The sequence below is a fragment of the Clostridioides sp. ES-S-0048-02 genome, assembly GCF_020658495.1.
GTDB lineage: Bacteria > Bacillota > Clostridia > Peptostreptococcales > Peptostreptococcaceae > Clostridioides.
On record NZ_JACVWH010000032.1, the window covers coordinates 1 to 16,215 of the forward strand.

Consider the following 16,215-nt stretch of genomic DNA (forward strand, 5'->3'; position numbering starts at 1 on the left):
CAGTATATATTTTTTACAATTTATTAGAATAAAATTCATATATTGGGAAATATTAATAGTAAATAAATAATTGTTGCTATAAAGTAGAAATTATCTTTAAAAGCACAAATTAATTTACAGTCTCAAACTAAAATATTCTCAAATAAAAGGATTGTATAAAGTGCTTTTAAGTACTTTATACAATCCTTTCTATTTTAATCATAATAAGCTACATTTCTACGCTTATCTTTCTTAAAGTATCCCTGCCATTTTCATAAGCTGTTTTGCATTTGTAGTCTTACATCTTCCATCTTTTATGGCATAGTCAAAATAGATTTTATCATCAACATAGTACTCTGAAAAATGGTAGTTTACAATCTCTACATCTCCACCACTTGAAAGGTCACATAACTCAAAATCATGTGTTGTAACCATACTTATAATCCATGGCTTTGATAGTTTCTTTACTGCCTCACTTGCTCCAATAATTCTATCAGCAGAGTTAGTTCCTTTAAAAATCTCATCAACTAAAACTAACATCGGTAATTCTTTTATACTATATTGAATCATTGATTTTATTCTGAGAATTTCAGCATAAAAAGTTGATATACCTTGGCTTACATCATCTTGTATTCTCATAGATGTAAATATATACATACATGTGGCATCAAAATTTTTAGCACATACTGGAGCACCTGCATACGCCAATACTAAATTTACACCAATACTTCTTAAAAATGTCGTCTTCCCTGACATATTTGAACCTGTAATGATACAGGTTTGAGAATTTAATTTTATTGAATTTGCTACAACAGTTTTCTCTGCTATTAATGGATGGTATACTTCTTCAACTTCTAACTTTGGAATACTTTCGCTTTTTATTATTGGAAAACATGTATTTTCTTTTACTTGACCAATAATAGTTAAACTTATCAAAGCTTCAAACTCTCCAATAGATTCAAGCCATCCTCTAATTTGATTTCCATATACACTTTTCCATCTTTCTAGAGATTCTGCACAGTGATAATTCCACATAAGAACACCACAAGCAAGTATATAAACTATTTGATTATATCTTAAGTTTACTGCATTACCTATTGAGTTCAGCTGTTTAATACCTTTTGAAACACCATTACCTTTAGAAAGTTTTGCTTGTAATTCTTTTAAATATGGGCTTTCAAATGTCTCTTTCTCTAAAACTTCAAACATCTTTTCATATACTTGTATACTTCTACTAAATGAGAATAATGGGGATAAAGTCTGCATAAGCTTTGTATTCCCAAACCCACCAAATCCTAGCTGAAGTACAAAAAGTAAAAAAACAGGTAGCATAGGCAAAAACCCTAATATAAAAAATATAAAAGATAGTATTGTTGCAGTAGGCAAACCCCAAGTAAAAACATGCATCCACTTAGGTATATATACTTTTTTATCTTCTCCATACTCTATAAATGACTCTATACTTCCATCAGAGTTGGTTTTTTGTTCCTTACCAATTATATTACTCAAGGTCTGAATATGGATAGAAAAATCCTGTTTTGATAATAGCTCTTTTACTGCTGTTTGTCTTTCTAGGATTATATTATCGTTTGGATTTTCATTCCATAAGGACTTAGCTAAAGACTTCTTTCCATAGGATGTATTAGCTATACAAATATACTGATATAGTGATGCTCTTCCAAATAAGTCTAAATCTTTTGCTTGTGAATTTTCTTCTTGTATATATTCTTTTCCATCTATTTTGAATTCTTTCCACTCATCACCAAATCTCTTAACATACTTATCCAGCACTTCACACTTACTCTTAAAATACGATTCTTCCTCTTTTATTTTATTATGAATAACTAAAAGTGAAATAAATAGAATCAATGCTACAATTCCAACAAAAATACCTACTATATTTTTATTGTAAAATCCAATAGCAAATCCCGCTATCAATATTAAAAAAGATATTAATCTAGCTGTACTTATATTATTTGATTTTTTATTTAAGAGCAGTTCTTTTTCAGTAGTACTTTCTAAAAGCTTACTAAAATAGTTCATTCCCATAAAGACTCCAACTTCCTTATCATATAATAAATTTAAATATAGTATTAAATTTAAACTAATAACCTTAAAAGCTAATTTAAACTCCAATTATATAATATATATTTTATAACTATTCTATACAATTTTATTTTATATGCACTCTCTATTACTTAGTATCAATAAGTTTTGATAGTTTCTTAGTAAATTCTTGAGCTGCATCATACCCCATTCCTCTTTGTCTAAAATTCATTGCTGCTACTTCTAGTATCATAGCAGTATTTCTTCCAGGCTTTACAGGAACAACTAACTTCTCTACATTAACACCAAGTATTTCTTCATATTCTTTATCTAATCCAAGCCTATCATAATACTTATTTTCATCCCAAGCTTCTAAATGTACTACTAAATCTATCATTTTAGAATTTTTGATAGCTCCTACACCATATAGACTTCTGACGTCTATTATACCTATTCCTCTTATCTCTAGGAAATGTCTTATTAATTCAGGAGACTGACCCATCAACATACTTTCATCTAATTTTCTTATTTCTACAGCATCATCTGCAACTAATCTATTACCTCTCTGAATTAGTTCTAATGCTGTTTCTGACTTTCCTATACTACTCTCACCCTTTATCAAAACACCTATACCATAAATATCAACTAAAACTCCATGAATCGTTGTATGTGGTGCTAACTTATTATCTAAATAGTTTGATAATCTATTTATAAGTCTAGTTGTGTTTCTGTTTGTACTTAAAAGTATTCTCTTATACTTTTTAGCCTTTTCAATCACATCTGGTTTTATTTCTAAATCTCTAGAAATTATTAAAGCTGGTATTTCATATGAGAAAAATCTATTTAGTACCTCTTCTCGAATTTCATTATCCATCAATCCAAAGAAATTATATTCTGTTTTTCCAACTATTTGTATTCTCTCATATGCAAAGTAATCAAAATATCCTGCAAATTGTAAACCTGGTCTATTTATATCTTGAGAGTATACATAATAATCTACATCATCAGGCATGTATACTACTTTAAGTTTTAAATCTTTTATTATTTCTCTTATTGATACTTTATTGCTAGTTTCCATCAAATTTCTTCCTTCCTAAAAAAATTATAAACATTCTCTACAATGCTTTTATTCATTCCTTCTACTTCTAAAAGTTCTTCAAAAGTAGCTTCTTTTATGGCTTCTACATCTTTAAAATGACTCATCAGTGCTTTTTTTCTTTTTTCACCTATCCCTTGTATATCATCTAAGATAGATTTTGTCAAAGCTTTATTTCTTAGACTTCTATGATATGTTATTGCATAATTATGAACTTCTTCTTGTATACTAGCAATAAATCTATATAAACTAGTTGTCTTATCCAACTCGATTTCTTTTTCTTTACATATTAACCCTTTAGTCCTATGCTTATCGTCTTTGTACATTCCCCAAAGTGGTATGTCTACATCATTAAGTTCTAATACTTTTTTTACAGCGCTAACCTGTCCCTTTCCTCCATCCAACAATATAAGATCAGGTAAATTTCCATGTTTCAATCTTCTATCTACAATTTCAGCCATGGAATCATAATCATTAGGTCCAATGACTGTTTTTATTTTATATCTTCTATACTCTTTTTTATCTTTTTTAGCATTTGTATAGACTACCATAGAACCAATTGAATCTACTCCTTGTATATTTGATATATCAAAAGACTCTATTCTTATTGGCAATTTTTCTAAGTTTAACAATCGTTTTAATTCTTCTAATGCTCCAATACTTTTTTCATATTTCCTTTTGTTCATATCAGAAAATTTTTCAAGGTACTCTACTGCATTTTTTCTCACCATTTCAACTAGGCTTTTTTTCTCTCCTTTTTGTGGTACTCTTATTGTTACTTTTTGCCCTTTTTTAGACGATAGCCATTCTTCTAATATACAACTGTCTTCTATCTCATCTTCTATAATTAGTTCTTTAGGTATATATTCTTGCTCATTGTAAAATTGTTTTACAAATGAACTCAATATAGAAGCTCTTGGGCTATCCATTACCCCTTCTAGTATAAAGTGTTCTCTCCCAACAATCTTACCATTTCTAATAAAAAATACTTGTACACAGGCTTCATTATGAGCTCTTGCCATCGCAACTACATCCTGATTTAAATCGGTTACAGTAGCATCTATTTTTTGTTTTTGTATCATTTCTTCAAGACTCTTTATTTTATCTCTATATATAGCTGCTTCTTCAAATCTAAAATTCATAGAACTCTCATTCATCTTTTCTTTTAAGAGCTCCATCAACTTTTCTTCTTTCCCCGATAGACACATTATAATTTCTTCTATCATCTTTCCATATTCTTCTTTGGATACATTTCCTGTACAAGGTCCTAAGCACTTATTTATGTGTAAGTTTAAACAAGGTCTTGTTTTATTTTTTATCGCTTTTTCTATGTCAATTTTACAACTTCTTATTGGATAGGTACTGTTTATAAGGTCTAAAGTATCATTTACCGCAGTTATATTAGTATATGGTCCAAAATACTTTGCTTTATCTTTAAGAACCCTTCTAACCTTTAAAATCCTTGGATAATCTTCATTTGTAGTCACCTTAATATATGGGTAAGTTTTATCATCTCTAAGTAACACATTATACTTTGGTCTATATCTTTTTATTAAATTACATTCAAGTATTAATGCTTCCAACTCTGAATCTGTTATAATGTATTCAAATTTATATATATTCTTAACCATAGATTTTACTTTAGATGTATGGTTTTTTGAAGATTGAAAATACTGCCTTACTCTATTTTTTAGAGATATGGCTTTTCCCACATATATTATATGGTCGTATTTATCCTTCATTAAATATACACCAGGCTCAGAAGGTAATTTTTTTAAGTGGTCTTGTATATCAAACATATCGCCCTCCAAAACATTAAGTTTTATATTAAAATTATACCCTAAAATGTGAAAATTAAAAAGTTATTCAATTTCCAGCATTGTACACAAGTTAAAGTCCATATCATCTTCTATAATTGATTTAAAAGCAATCTCAAATACGAAGAACAATATGGACTTTATGTTTGGTAATTATCTACAATTTATTTTTAATTTATTTACTTCTAATATTTTCAACTTATTTTTATATATTTACAGTTAAAATTTTACACAGTTTATATAACCTAAGAGAAATATTTACTTAAGAATTGACCTGTATAAGACCCTTCAACTTTAGATACTTCTTCTGGTGTTCCAGTTGCAACTATAGTTCCACCTTTATCTCCACCCTCTGGTCCTAGGTCTATTACATAATCACAAGTCTTTATAACATCTAGATTATGTTCTATAACTATAATTGTATTTCCTGTATCTGCTAATCTTTGTAATACGTGAATTAACTTATCTACATCTGCCATATGAAGTCCTGTAGTAGGTTCATCTAATATATATAAAGTCTTTCCTGTTGGTCTTTTACTAAGTTCTGATGCTAATTTTATACGTTGTGCTTCTCCTCCAGACAATTGAGTTGAAGGCTGTCCTAATTTAATGTATGAAAGACCTACATCCATCAATGTATCTAGCTTTCTTTTTATGTTTGGTATATTTTCAAAAAACTCAACAGCTTCTTCTACATTCATATCTAGTATATCAGATATAGTTTTATCTTTGTATTTTACTTGTAATGTTTCCCTATTGTATCTTTCACCCTTACAAACCTCACAAGGAACATATACATCTGGTAGAAAGTGCATCTCTATTTTTATTATTCCATCACCTTTACAAGCTTCACATCTACCACCTTTTACATTAAAACTAAATCTTCCCTTTTTATATCCTCTTGCTTTAGCTTCATTAGTAGCAGCAAAAATATCCCTTATAAAGTCAAATACCCCTGTATAAGTAGCTGGATTTGAACGAGGTGTTCTTCCAATTGGACTTTGGTCAATATTTATAACCTTATCTATATTTTCAATTCCTTTTATTTCTTTGTGCTTACCAGCTCTTTGTTTTAGTCTATTCACTTTACTTGCAACACCTTTATAAAGTATGTCATTTATTAGTGTACTTTTCCCAGAACCTGAAACACCTGTTATACATGTAAACTTACCTAATGGCAATTTTACATCAATATTTTTTAGGTTATTTTCTGATGCTTTGATTACTTCTATAAAACTTCCATTTCCTTCTCTAGTAGTCTCAGGAACTAATATTTGTTTTTTTCCACTTAAGTACTGACCTGTTATTGAGTTTTCATTTTCTATTATTTCATCTAAAGTTCCTTGTGCAACTATCTCACCACCATGTATACCTGCACCAGGTCCAATGTCTATAACATAATCAGCTTCTCTCATTGTATCTTCATCATGTTCTACAACAATTAAAGTATTTCCTAAATCTGTTAGATGTCTAAGAGTGCCTATAAGTCTGTCATTATCTCTTTGATGAAGACCTATACTTGGCTCATCAAGCACATATAACACTCCAACTAATGCTGAACCGATTTGAGTTGCTAATCTTATACGTTGCGCTTCTCCTCCTGAAAGTGTTCCAGCTTTTCTTGATAAATTCAAATAATCAAGACCAACATCTCTTAAAAACTTAGCTCTTCCCTTTATCTCTTTTATAATCTCATGAGCTATAAATCTTTGCTTTTCTGTAAGAGTTACATTTTCCATAAAATCTATCAATTCGTTAACAGATAAGTTTGTTACTTCCATTATATTTTTTCCATCAACTAAAACAGATAAAACCTCTTTTTTAAGTCTCAATCCCTTACATTTTGGACAAGGTCTTTCTGCCATATATTCTTCAATTTTGTCTCTCATATACTCTGAGTTAGTTTCTTTGTATCTTCTCTCTAAGTTTACTACTACTCCTTCAAAATATGATTTATAATTTCTAGTTCCTCCAAATTTTGATTCATAAACAAACTCTACCATTATATTATCCTTACCATAAAGTAACTCTTGAACAAAATCTTCTGGTAAATCTTTAAATGGAGTTGTCAAAGATACCTTAAAATGCTCAGCTAAACTTTTTATCATTTTGCTATAATAAGTATCGTCGTTGACACCTGTTGAACCCCAAGCAGCCACGGCACCTTGTTTTATTGATAAATCTTTATTTGGTACAACTAGTTCTGGGTCAACTTCTTTACTTTCCCCAAGACCATTACAAACATCACAAGCTCCAAAAGGAGCATTAAATGAAAACATTCTTGGAGATAATTCTTCTATCCCAATTCCATGTTCTGGACATGCAAATTTAGTTGAGAAAAGAATCTCTTCTCCATCTATTATTTGAGCTATTACAAGGCCATCTGATAGTTTAACCGCAGTTTCAATTGAATCTGCAAGTCTAGATTCTATTCCATCTTTGACTACTATTCTATCCACTACTACTTCTATACTGTGTTTTTGGTTTTTAGTTAAAACAATATCATCACTTACTTCATAGTTTTCTCCATCAACTCTAACTCTTACAAATCCTTCTTTTTTAATATTATCTAAGACCTTTTTATGTGTACCTTTTTGACCTCTAACAATTGGCGAAAGTATTTGCAACTTAGTTCTATCTGGAAAATCTAGCATTTTATCAACTATTTCTTGAATAGTCATTTGACTTATTTTTTCACCACATGTAGGACAATATACATCGCCTACTCTTGCAAATAACAATCTCAAATAGTCATATATTTCTGTTACTGTTCCAACTGTAGAGCGTGGATTCTTTGAAGTAGTCTTCTGATCTATTGAAATAGCTGGTGATAGACCTTCAATATATTCTACATTTGGCTTTTCCATTTGCCCTAAAAACTGTCTAGCATAAGCAGACAAACTCTCTACATATCTTCTTTGGCCTTCTGCATATATCGTATCAAATGCCAAAGATGACTTTCCAGAACCAGACAATCCTGTAAAAACTATAAACTTATCTCTTGGTAACTCTAAATCTACATTTTTTAAATTATGCTCTTTTGCTCCTCTTATTATAATTTTATCTTCCATAACCTTGTTTTTACCTTTCTATTTTTCCAATTTTTCTTCCAACTGTTTTACCTTATCTCTTAATTCTGCCGCTCTCTCAAATTGTAAGTTTTGAGCAGCTTCCATCATCTCTGATTTTAATTTTTCTATATTATCTTTTATCTCTTCTTTATCATCTGTATCAGTTATTCCATAGACAACTTCTTCCTCTGCAACTTTAGTTGCTTCTATACTATCTCTTACACTTTTTTGTATAGTCTTAGGAGTTATGTTGTGTTCTTCATTATATAAATTCTGTATAGCTCTTCTTCTTTTTGTCTCATCAATAGCATTTTGCATTGAATCAGTTATCCTATCAGCATACATAATAACTCTTCCATTTTCATTTCTAGCTGCACGTCCAATAGTTTGTATTAATGCTGTTTCGGAACGTAAGAAACCTTCTTTGTCTGCATCTAAAATTGCTATAAGTGAAACTTCTGGTATATCTAGACCTTCTCTAAGTAAATTTATTCCTACAAGTACATCAAATTTTCCCAGTCTTAAGTCTCTTATTATCTCTGTTCTTTCTAATGTAACTATATCTGAATGTAGATATTTAACTTTTATTCCTATTTCTTTAAGGTAATTAGTTAAATCTTCACTCATTTTTTTAGTTAAAGTGGTTATAAGCACTCTTTCATTTTTTTCTATTGTTTTAGTTATTTCCCCTACTAAATTATCTATCTGATTATTTATAGGTCTTACTTCTACAATTGGGTCTAAAAGACCTGTTGGTCTTATTATCTGTTCAGCTATAGTCTCAGAATGTTGAATTTCATAAGGACCTGGTGTAGCACTTACAAACAATATTTGATTTATGTTTCCTTCAAATTCTTGAAAATTTAACGGTCTATTATCAAGTGCAGAAGGTAATCTAAATCCATTTTCTATAAGAGATGTTTTTCTTGATCTATCTCCTGCGTACATTCCTCTTACTTGCGGAATAGTAACATGTGCCTCATCTACAATTATCAAATAATCATCTGGAAAGAAATCCATTAATGTATATGGTCTTTCTCCTTCTTCTCTTCCAGTAATATGCCTTGAGTAGTTTTCTATCCCCTGACAAAACCCTATCTCCTTTAACATTTCTATGTCATACTTCGTTCTTTGCTCAATCCGTTGTGCTTCTAAAAGCCTATCATTTTCTTTAAAAGTCTCAATTTGTTCTTGAAGTTCATCTTCAATTTGAACAATTGCATTTTCAATTCTTTCTGGTGTTGTTACATAGTGAGATGCGGGGAAGATAACAACATGATTTCTTGTCCCAACAATCTTTCCTGTTACATAATCAATTTCTGTTATTCTATCTATTTCATCACCAAAGAACTCTATTCTTATTGCTTTTTCATCATTGCTAGCTGGAAATATTTCTAATATATCTCCTCTAACTCTAAAAGTCCCTCTTGTAAAATTTATATCATTTCTTTCATATTGTATCTCTATTAACCTTTTTATTACATCATCTCTATCCTTCTGCATACCAGGTCTTATAGATAACATAAGTTCTTTATAATCTTTTGGATCCCCCAAACCATATATACAAGATACTGAAGATATTATTATAGTATCTCTTCTTTCTAAAATAGATGCTGTAGCAGAATGTCGAAGTTTATCTATTTCGTCATTTATACTTGCATCTTTTTCTATATAAGTGTCACTGTGAGCTACATATGCCTCTGGTTGATAGTAATCATAGTAACTTACAAAATATTCAACTGCATTGTCTGGGAAAAATTCTTTAAACTCACTATAAAGTTGTGCTGCTAGTGTTTTATTATGAGCCATTATTAGGGTAGGTTTTTTAACTTGTTGTATTATATTTGCCATTGTGAATGTTTTTCCTGAACCTGTTACACCTAACAATGTCGAAAATTTTTCATTTCTATTTATAGAATCCACTATTGATTTAATAGCTTCTGGTTGGTCACCTGTTGGTTTGAAGTCTGACTTTATTTTAAAATCCATAGTATCACTCCTTCTTTTCGAACATTAGTTCCTAACATGTATTATTATATCATACCTTTCTAGAATTGTTTCAGTTATTTTAAATATTTTACCCATTTAAATTTTACTTAAATCTAAAATATATAAAAAGACTTCTATCTTTATAATAGAAGTCTATAAGTAATGGAAAATAAATACTTTATCCAGTTTATATAATGAAATCAAATGCTTCTTTTTCAACTCCGTCTAGCTTCAAATCGAATAGTCTTAATATAGTTGCTGCATGAGCTCTTAAGTCGCCTTCTTCCTCTACTACGCCTGTTTTTATTTTAGGTCCAAAAGCTATAAACGGAGGTCTATTCCCCTTAGTAGGTAAATGACCATGTGTAGCAACAGCAAACTTGTAATCTTTTATATCAGAATCCTTTATAATATTTCCTTCTAAATCATTTCCAAATGAAATTCCTTCAATTCCTTCAATTACCATTTCAAAGTCGCCTTCAAGTCCAAGATTGGATGCTTCTTCTCTGGTAAATATATTCTCTATAAATAATTCTTCTTTAAATTCTTCAAGCAATACTCTCAACTCTTCTAATCTATTTGAGTTATTTACTATTATCTGTGCTGATATACCTGACGAATTTACATAGGCATCAAAATTCTTAACTACTCCATTTTCTACTGTTATAAATCCATGTGATTTAAGTAAAACATTTGGATTTACAACTTTATCAACTCTAAGATGACCATGGTCTCCGAGTATTATAAAATTTGTATCTTCATATGTACCTGCATCCTTTGTAGCTTGAATTATATCTCCTAACCATTTATCATTCATTTTCAAGGCTTCATTTACTTTTTCATTAAACAAACCATGGTTATGTCGTGTATGGTCCAAAGTTGCTAGATGTATTAACATTAAATCTGGATTATATTCTTTTATTACATCTATAGCACAATTTACTCCAAACAAATCCATATTAGGCTCTAATTTCCAATCAATATAGTGACAATGTCTATCATAAATACTATCCATTATAACCTTACTTGAACTTTTTTCAAAAATTTCTCTTGGGTCATCTTCTCTATTAGGAGCCCATATCTCTGCAATATTATAATCTATATTTGGATTTGCACCCATTACAGGCCATAAGATACTAGAAGTAGTCAGATTATTGTCCTTTGCTACATCTATAATTGTCTTTACTTTTATATCTTTTGAATACCAATACCAATCTTTATTTTCTTTATTTGGGTCAAATTTTTCATTATGATATATTCCATGTTTTTTAGGATATACTCCTGTAACCATACTTGTATGACAAGGATATGTTAAAGTTGGATATACACAATTTATATTTTTCACCATAGAACAATTTTCTAAGATAGATTTAAAATTTGGTAGATTCTTTACAAATTCTAAATCTTTTTCAAATAAAGAATCTACTGATAATACTATAACTTTTGTCATTTACATTACCTCTTCATTCATATATTATTGGATACGTTCAATCAATCTATAATCTATATATGTTACAGGTGATATTTTATCAACATTTCATACCTGTCTATAATTATTTATTAGTCTTGTCTATTACTGCTTGCATTGCAGAAGTTCCTTTGCTTACTGCATCTTTTGGCGCCACATTTAAATCAGTAAGACCTTTTTTAATCTCATCCATTAACTTATCAGTTGCTTCTTTATATCCATTTAACATTGGAAGGGCAACAGCATATTGTAATTGGTCAGTTGCAACTTTATATTGTGGCTTTTCTTTATACAATGTTTGTAATTTTTCTGATTTAGTTGCATCTTCAGTTGTTGGCAGATATCCTGTTGATGAACTAAATTGAACTATTTTATCTGTTTGAGTCATCCATTCCATAAATTCTGCACTTGCATCTTTTTCTTTGTCTGTTCCACCTTCAAGCATAACTAAGTTTGCTCCCCCTGTAGGCGTTGCATATTTTTGATTTTTTGGTAAAAATGCTGTTGATATTTCAAACTTACCGTCTGTTTGTTGCATAAGACCTGCTAAATCTGCTGTTGATGTAAATATCATACCAACTTTACCATTTACAAAATCTTGCTTTGCTACATCCCAAGCATTATAATCTTCACCAGGTGGCATTTTCATTATTCCAGATTTCATCATATCTTGCCAGAATTTAACTGGTGCTTGACCTGCTTCATTATTGAATGCTACTTTTTTTCCATCAGTTATTTCTCCTCCACTTTGCATTACCATAGCTTCATAGAACCAAATATCTATTGGAGTTTCAAATCCATAAGTATCTTCTGATTTGTTTGTCATTTTACTAGCATATGTTTTAAGTTCTTCCCATGACTTTGGTCCTGAAGGGTCAAGGCCTGCTTTAACTGCCATATCCTTATTTATGTATAGTATTGGTGTACTTCTATTAAATGGCATACCAACAAACTTATTTTCATAATATGAATTTGTTAGAAGACCAGAAAAAAATCTTTCTTGGTATGCCTTATCAAAGTATTTACTCATATCTACTAAAGCTCCTGCTGATGCAAATGTACCTGTTTGAGTTATTTCTAATAATGTTACATCTGGTTGGTCTTTAGAAGTTAATGCAGCTTGTAATTTTGTTGCATTTTCATAGTAATCTTTTTGTTTTAGCATATTTACTTGTATGTCTTTATGTTCACTATTAAACTGGTCAACCATTTTTTGTGCAGTTTCACCATTAGTTCCACCCAAAGGTGCCCAGAAATCTATCTTTGTAATATTGCTATCTGTCTTTTCTCCTTTAGATGTATTTGAATTTGAACACCCAACTAAAGAACCTAATAATAATGTTATTGCTAATCCTGTTGCTAATTTTCTTTTAAGCTTCATTTCCATCCTCCAAATTTAGTTTTTGACTTTTTATTTTATTCCTGAATACATAAAAGCTTCTTTTACTTTTTTATTTGCAAATATATAAACAAGAATTATTGGTAAAATTAAAATTATATTTCCTGCCATTATTACATTCCATGCAGTAATTCCTTCTGAAGATTTAAGAAGAGCTACTCCGATTGGTAAAGTTCTTATTGCATCTGTATTTGTCATTACTAAAGGCCAGAAATAGTTATTCCAATGATATATAAAATTAAATAATATAAATGTTATTACTGCTGGTTTTGCCATAGGAACCATTATTTTAAACATTATTTTTAAGTCCGAAGTATTGTCTAATTTAGCTGCTTCAATAATCTCATCTGATATCTGCATAAAATTTTGTCTAAGCAGAAATATACCAAATGAAGATGTCATAAATGGAATTATAAGTGGCACATATGTATTTATAAATCCAAATTTACTCATCATCATATATACAGGTAAAAAAGTTACTTGTGGAGGAATCATAAGTCCTATGAGTAATAGTCCAAACAATACCTTCTCACCTCTAAATTTAATCTTAGAAAATGCATAAGCTGCAGGAACCATCACTAAAAACTGTATGATTAAAATACTACCTGTCACAAAGATACTATTTAATAAATATCTAAAAAATGGTCCTGAATTCCATGCTGTAGTATAATTTCCTAGTACTATATCGTTTGGTATTATTGTAGGTGGTAGTTGCATCATTTCTTGTGGGTTTTTAAAAGATGTTGACAGCATCCATATAAAAGGGAATATAAATATTGCAGATAAAAGTAGTAGAATTAATACTTCTATTGATTTTGATACTATTTTCTTTATATCAGCTTTATCTTTTTTAATAGGTCTTATAATGTCCATTTTGTCCTCCTTTTTAACACGCCTTATAATATATATTTTTTATTTATTGATAATGAACTTTTTTTGATAATAGTCTGAAATTAGCATATGTAGCAATCATAACTATGGCTAATAAAAACATACTTGCTGCACTTGCTTGCCCTATATCGTAATATATAAATCCAGACTCATATATATAATAAGATAACATGTTAGTTGAACCTAATGGACCACCTTGTGTCATTATGCTTATTTCGTCAAATACTTGAAATGATGCTGTTGTTGTTGTTATCATGAGAAAAAATATTGTTGGCGATAATAATGGCAATGTTACCTTAAAGAAATTTGTTATCTTGTTTGCATTGTCTAGTTTAGAAGCCTCATATATATAGTTTGGTATCGATTTAAGACCTGATAACACGATTAAAATATTGTATCCAAGAGTTTTCCATATTCCTATTAGAATCAATGACATTAAAGCTGAACTTTCACTTGAAAGCCATTTTGATGTTGGTAAATGCAATGTTGACAGTATCCAGTTTAAAAAGCCATATTGTGGCTCCATAATCCAAAGCCACAATACAGCTACAGATACTAGTGAAATTACATGTGGTGTAAAGATTATACTTTGTGTCAAATTGTGTATTATAGAGTTTTTATTTAACCAAACAGCAAGTACTATAGCTAGTGATATAGATATAATTACCATAAAAAAAGTATAAATTGCAGTATTCGTTATAGTTTGTATAAACTCTGGATTTTTTAAAAGCTCTGTGTAATTATTTAATCCTACATTTTCGAAAGTTGAACTAAGAAGACTTCCTGATTTGAAACTCAGCGATATTGTCTTAATTATTGGATATACTATAAACAGTAAAGTTCCTATAATTGCAGGTGTTATGTATAAATATGCTTTATTAAATTGCTTTTTCATAAATATCTCCTTTGATTTTAGAATACATATTCTTACATTCTTTTATATCATCTATTCTTTGCCCATCTTTATTAAAATAATATAAATCCTTTTCTAATACATTTACTTTCAAAGTTTTCCCTATATCAAATATATCGTTTTCTGTTTTAACCCTTACTTCACTGTTAAGAACAGATAAACAGTATATAGTTTCGTTTCCTAATACCTCTTTAGTTATAACCTTTCCAAGTAAATTAAAAGTATCATCATTTTTTATATCTATATTTATACTTTCTAATACAGCTTTTTCAGGCCTAAATCCAAGTTTGATATTATCCTTCATATTTAATATGTTCATACAAGGATTTCCGATAAATTGTGCCACAAACAAATTTTTAGGATCTTGATATATTTTTTTTGGAGAACCTATTTGCATTATCTCTCCTTTGTTCATTATAACTATTTTATCCGCCATTGACATTGCTTCGACTTGGTCATGAGTTACATAAACAAATGTAGATTTTAATTTTTGATGTAACTGTATTAATTCTGTTCTCATTTGATTTCTCAGTTTTGCATCTAAATTTGATAATGGTTCATCCATTAAAAATACCTTTGGATTTTTAACCATTGCTCTAGCTAATGCTACTCTCTGTCTTTGTCCTCCAGACAAATTTCCTGGCTTTACATTTAAATATTCTTGTAATCCAACTATATCAATAACCTCTGTTATAAGTTCTTCTCTTTTTTCTTTTGGAACTTTTTTATTCTTTAAACCAAATTCTATATTTTCTTTTACAGTCATATGTGGATATAATGCATAATTCTGAAATACCATAGCTATATCTCTCTTACTTGCATCAGTTCTTGTTACATCATTTTCTTCAATTTTTAAATTACCTGAAGTTATATCTTCAAGCCCAGCAATCATTCTTAGTGTAGTAGATTTTCCACAACCACTTGGGCCTACCAATACCGTAAAAGAACCATCTTCTATAGTAAGGTTCAAGTTCTCTATAACAGTGTTCTTTTTATCATAAGATTTTGTGACATTTTCTAGTCTTATATCTGCCATTTTTTATCCTCCTCAAAATACTTTGTTTAGTTATACGATTTACTTATAAATTAATAATACTCTTTATTTGTAAAGGACATATTAAGACAAAGTGAACATATAGTAAATTTATTAAAATAGATGTTAAATCACATATATTTTCTGTTAAATTATGCTAAACTTAAATAAATATACTGACTAATAAGATAGAATCAAAATAAATAAAATAACTGATATATCAAATTATACATAATAAAAAAGACCTCTATGGGGGATAGAGGCCTTTAAGTGGGGGAGATTGAGTAATTTATTTTTGCTATTAAGTTTTACAATTATATTATGTCCCAAATTTGCCATGTCTAAACACAAAAAATAAAAATTTTTTATTTTTTATAAATTTACTCAAAAAAAATTACGTGGCTACGTCCTACTCTCCCAGGCAGTTTCCCACCAAGTACCATCAGCGCTAGAGAGCTTAACTTCTGTGTTCGGAATGGGAACAGGTGTATCCTCTCTGCTATTGTAACCACA

Annotated in this window: 10 protein-coding genes and 1 rRNA gene; all 11 read right to left on the reverse strand. The window is 29.6% G+C overall.

Annotated features, from left to right (window positions below; genetic code table 11):
• Window positions 1-231 precede the first annotated feature (231 nt).
• Window positions 232-2,022 carry a MutS-related protein gene (locus IC173_RS19490; RefSeq protein ID WP_227856148.1) on the reverse strand — a complete coding sequence of 597 codons (1,791 nt, stop codon included), beginning with the start codon at window positions 2,020-2,022 and terminating at the stop codon, window positions 232-234.
• Window positions 2,023-2,173: 151 nt separating this feature from the next.
• The gene (gene hprK / locus IC173_RS19495) at window positions 2,174-3,103 is read right to left on the reverse strand and encodes an HPr(Ser) kinase/phosphatase (protein WP_227435572.1); all 930 of its coding nucleotides are present in this window, start codon (window positions 3,101-3,103) and stop codon (window positions 2,174-2,176) included.
• A complete protein-coding gene (gene uvrC, locus IC173_RS19500) occupies window positions 3,103-4,920 on the reverse strand; it encodes an excinuclease ABC subunit UvrC (RefSeq protein WP_227856149.1) in 1,818 nt (605 codons plus the stop codon). The genes hprK and uvrC overlap by 1 nt, the downstream gene beginning before the upstream one ends.
• A 263-nt stretch (window positions 4,921-5,183) precedes the next feature.
• Window positions 5,184-8,009 (reverse strand): excinuclease ABC subunit UvrA, encoded by a 2,826-nt coding sequence (uvrA, locus tag IC173_RS19505; RefSeq protein ID WP_227435565.1) that lies wholly within the window; start codon window positions 8,007-8,009, stop codon window positions 5,184-5,186.
• An 18-nt stretch (window positions 8,010-8,027) separates the two neighbouring features.
• Complete coding sequence (uvrB, locus tag IC173_RS19510; protein ID WP_227824602.1) at window positions 8,028-9,998, reverse strand: excinuclease ABC subunit UvrB; 1,971 nt, start codon at window positions 9,996-9,998, stop codon at window positions 8,028-8,030.
• A gap of 187 nt (window positions 9,999-10,185) precedes the next feature.
• On the reverse strand, window positions 10,186-11,448 hold the full coding sequence (locus IC173_RS19515; RefSeq protein ID WP_227831769.1) for an ectonucleotide pyrophosphatase/phosphodiesterase: 1,263 nt from the start codon (window positions 11,446-11,448) through the stop codon (window positions 10,186-10,188).
• Window positions 11,449-11,551: 103 nt separating this feature from the next.
• Window positions 11,552-12,847, reverse strand: coding sequence for an ABC transporter substrate-binding protein (locus IC173_RS19520; RefSeq protein WP_227435550.1), 1,296 nt, complete (start codon window positions 12,845-12,847; stop codon window positions 11,552-11,554).
• A 30-nt stretch (window positions 12,848-12,877) separates the two neighbouring features.
• The gene (locus tag IC173_RS19525; RefSeq protein WP_227435548.1) at window positions 12,878-13,738 is read right to left on the reverse strand and encodes a carbohydrate ABC transporter permease; all 861 of its coding nucleotides are present in this window, start codon (window positions 13,736-13,738) and stop codon (window positions 12,878-12,880) included.
• Between the two features lie 43 nt (window positions 13,739-13,781).
• A complete protein-coding gene (locus IC173_RS19530) occupies window positions 13,782-14,651 on the reverse strand; it encodes a carbohydrate ABC transporter permease (RefSeq protein WP_227435546.1) in 870 nt (289 codons plus the stop codon).
• Complete coding sequence (locus IC173_RS19535) at window positions 14,635-15,705, reverse strand: ABC transporter ATP-binding protein (RefSeq protein WP_227481801.1); 1,071 nt, start codon at window positions 15,703-15,705, stop codon at window positions 14,635-14,637. Before IC173_RS19535 ends, IC173_RS19530 begins: the two co-directional genes overlap by 17 nt.
• 393 nt (window positions 15,706-16,098) lie before the next feature.
• Window positions 16,099-16,215: ribosomal RNA gene (gene rrf, locus IC173_RS19540) — 5S ribosomal RNA — on the reverse strand.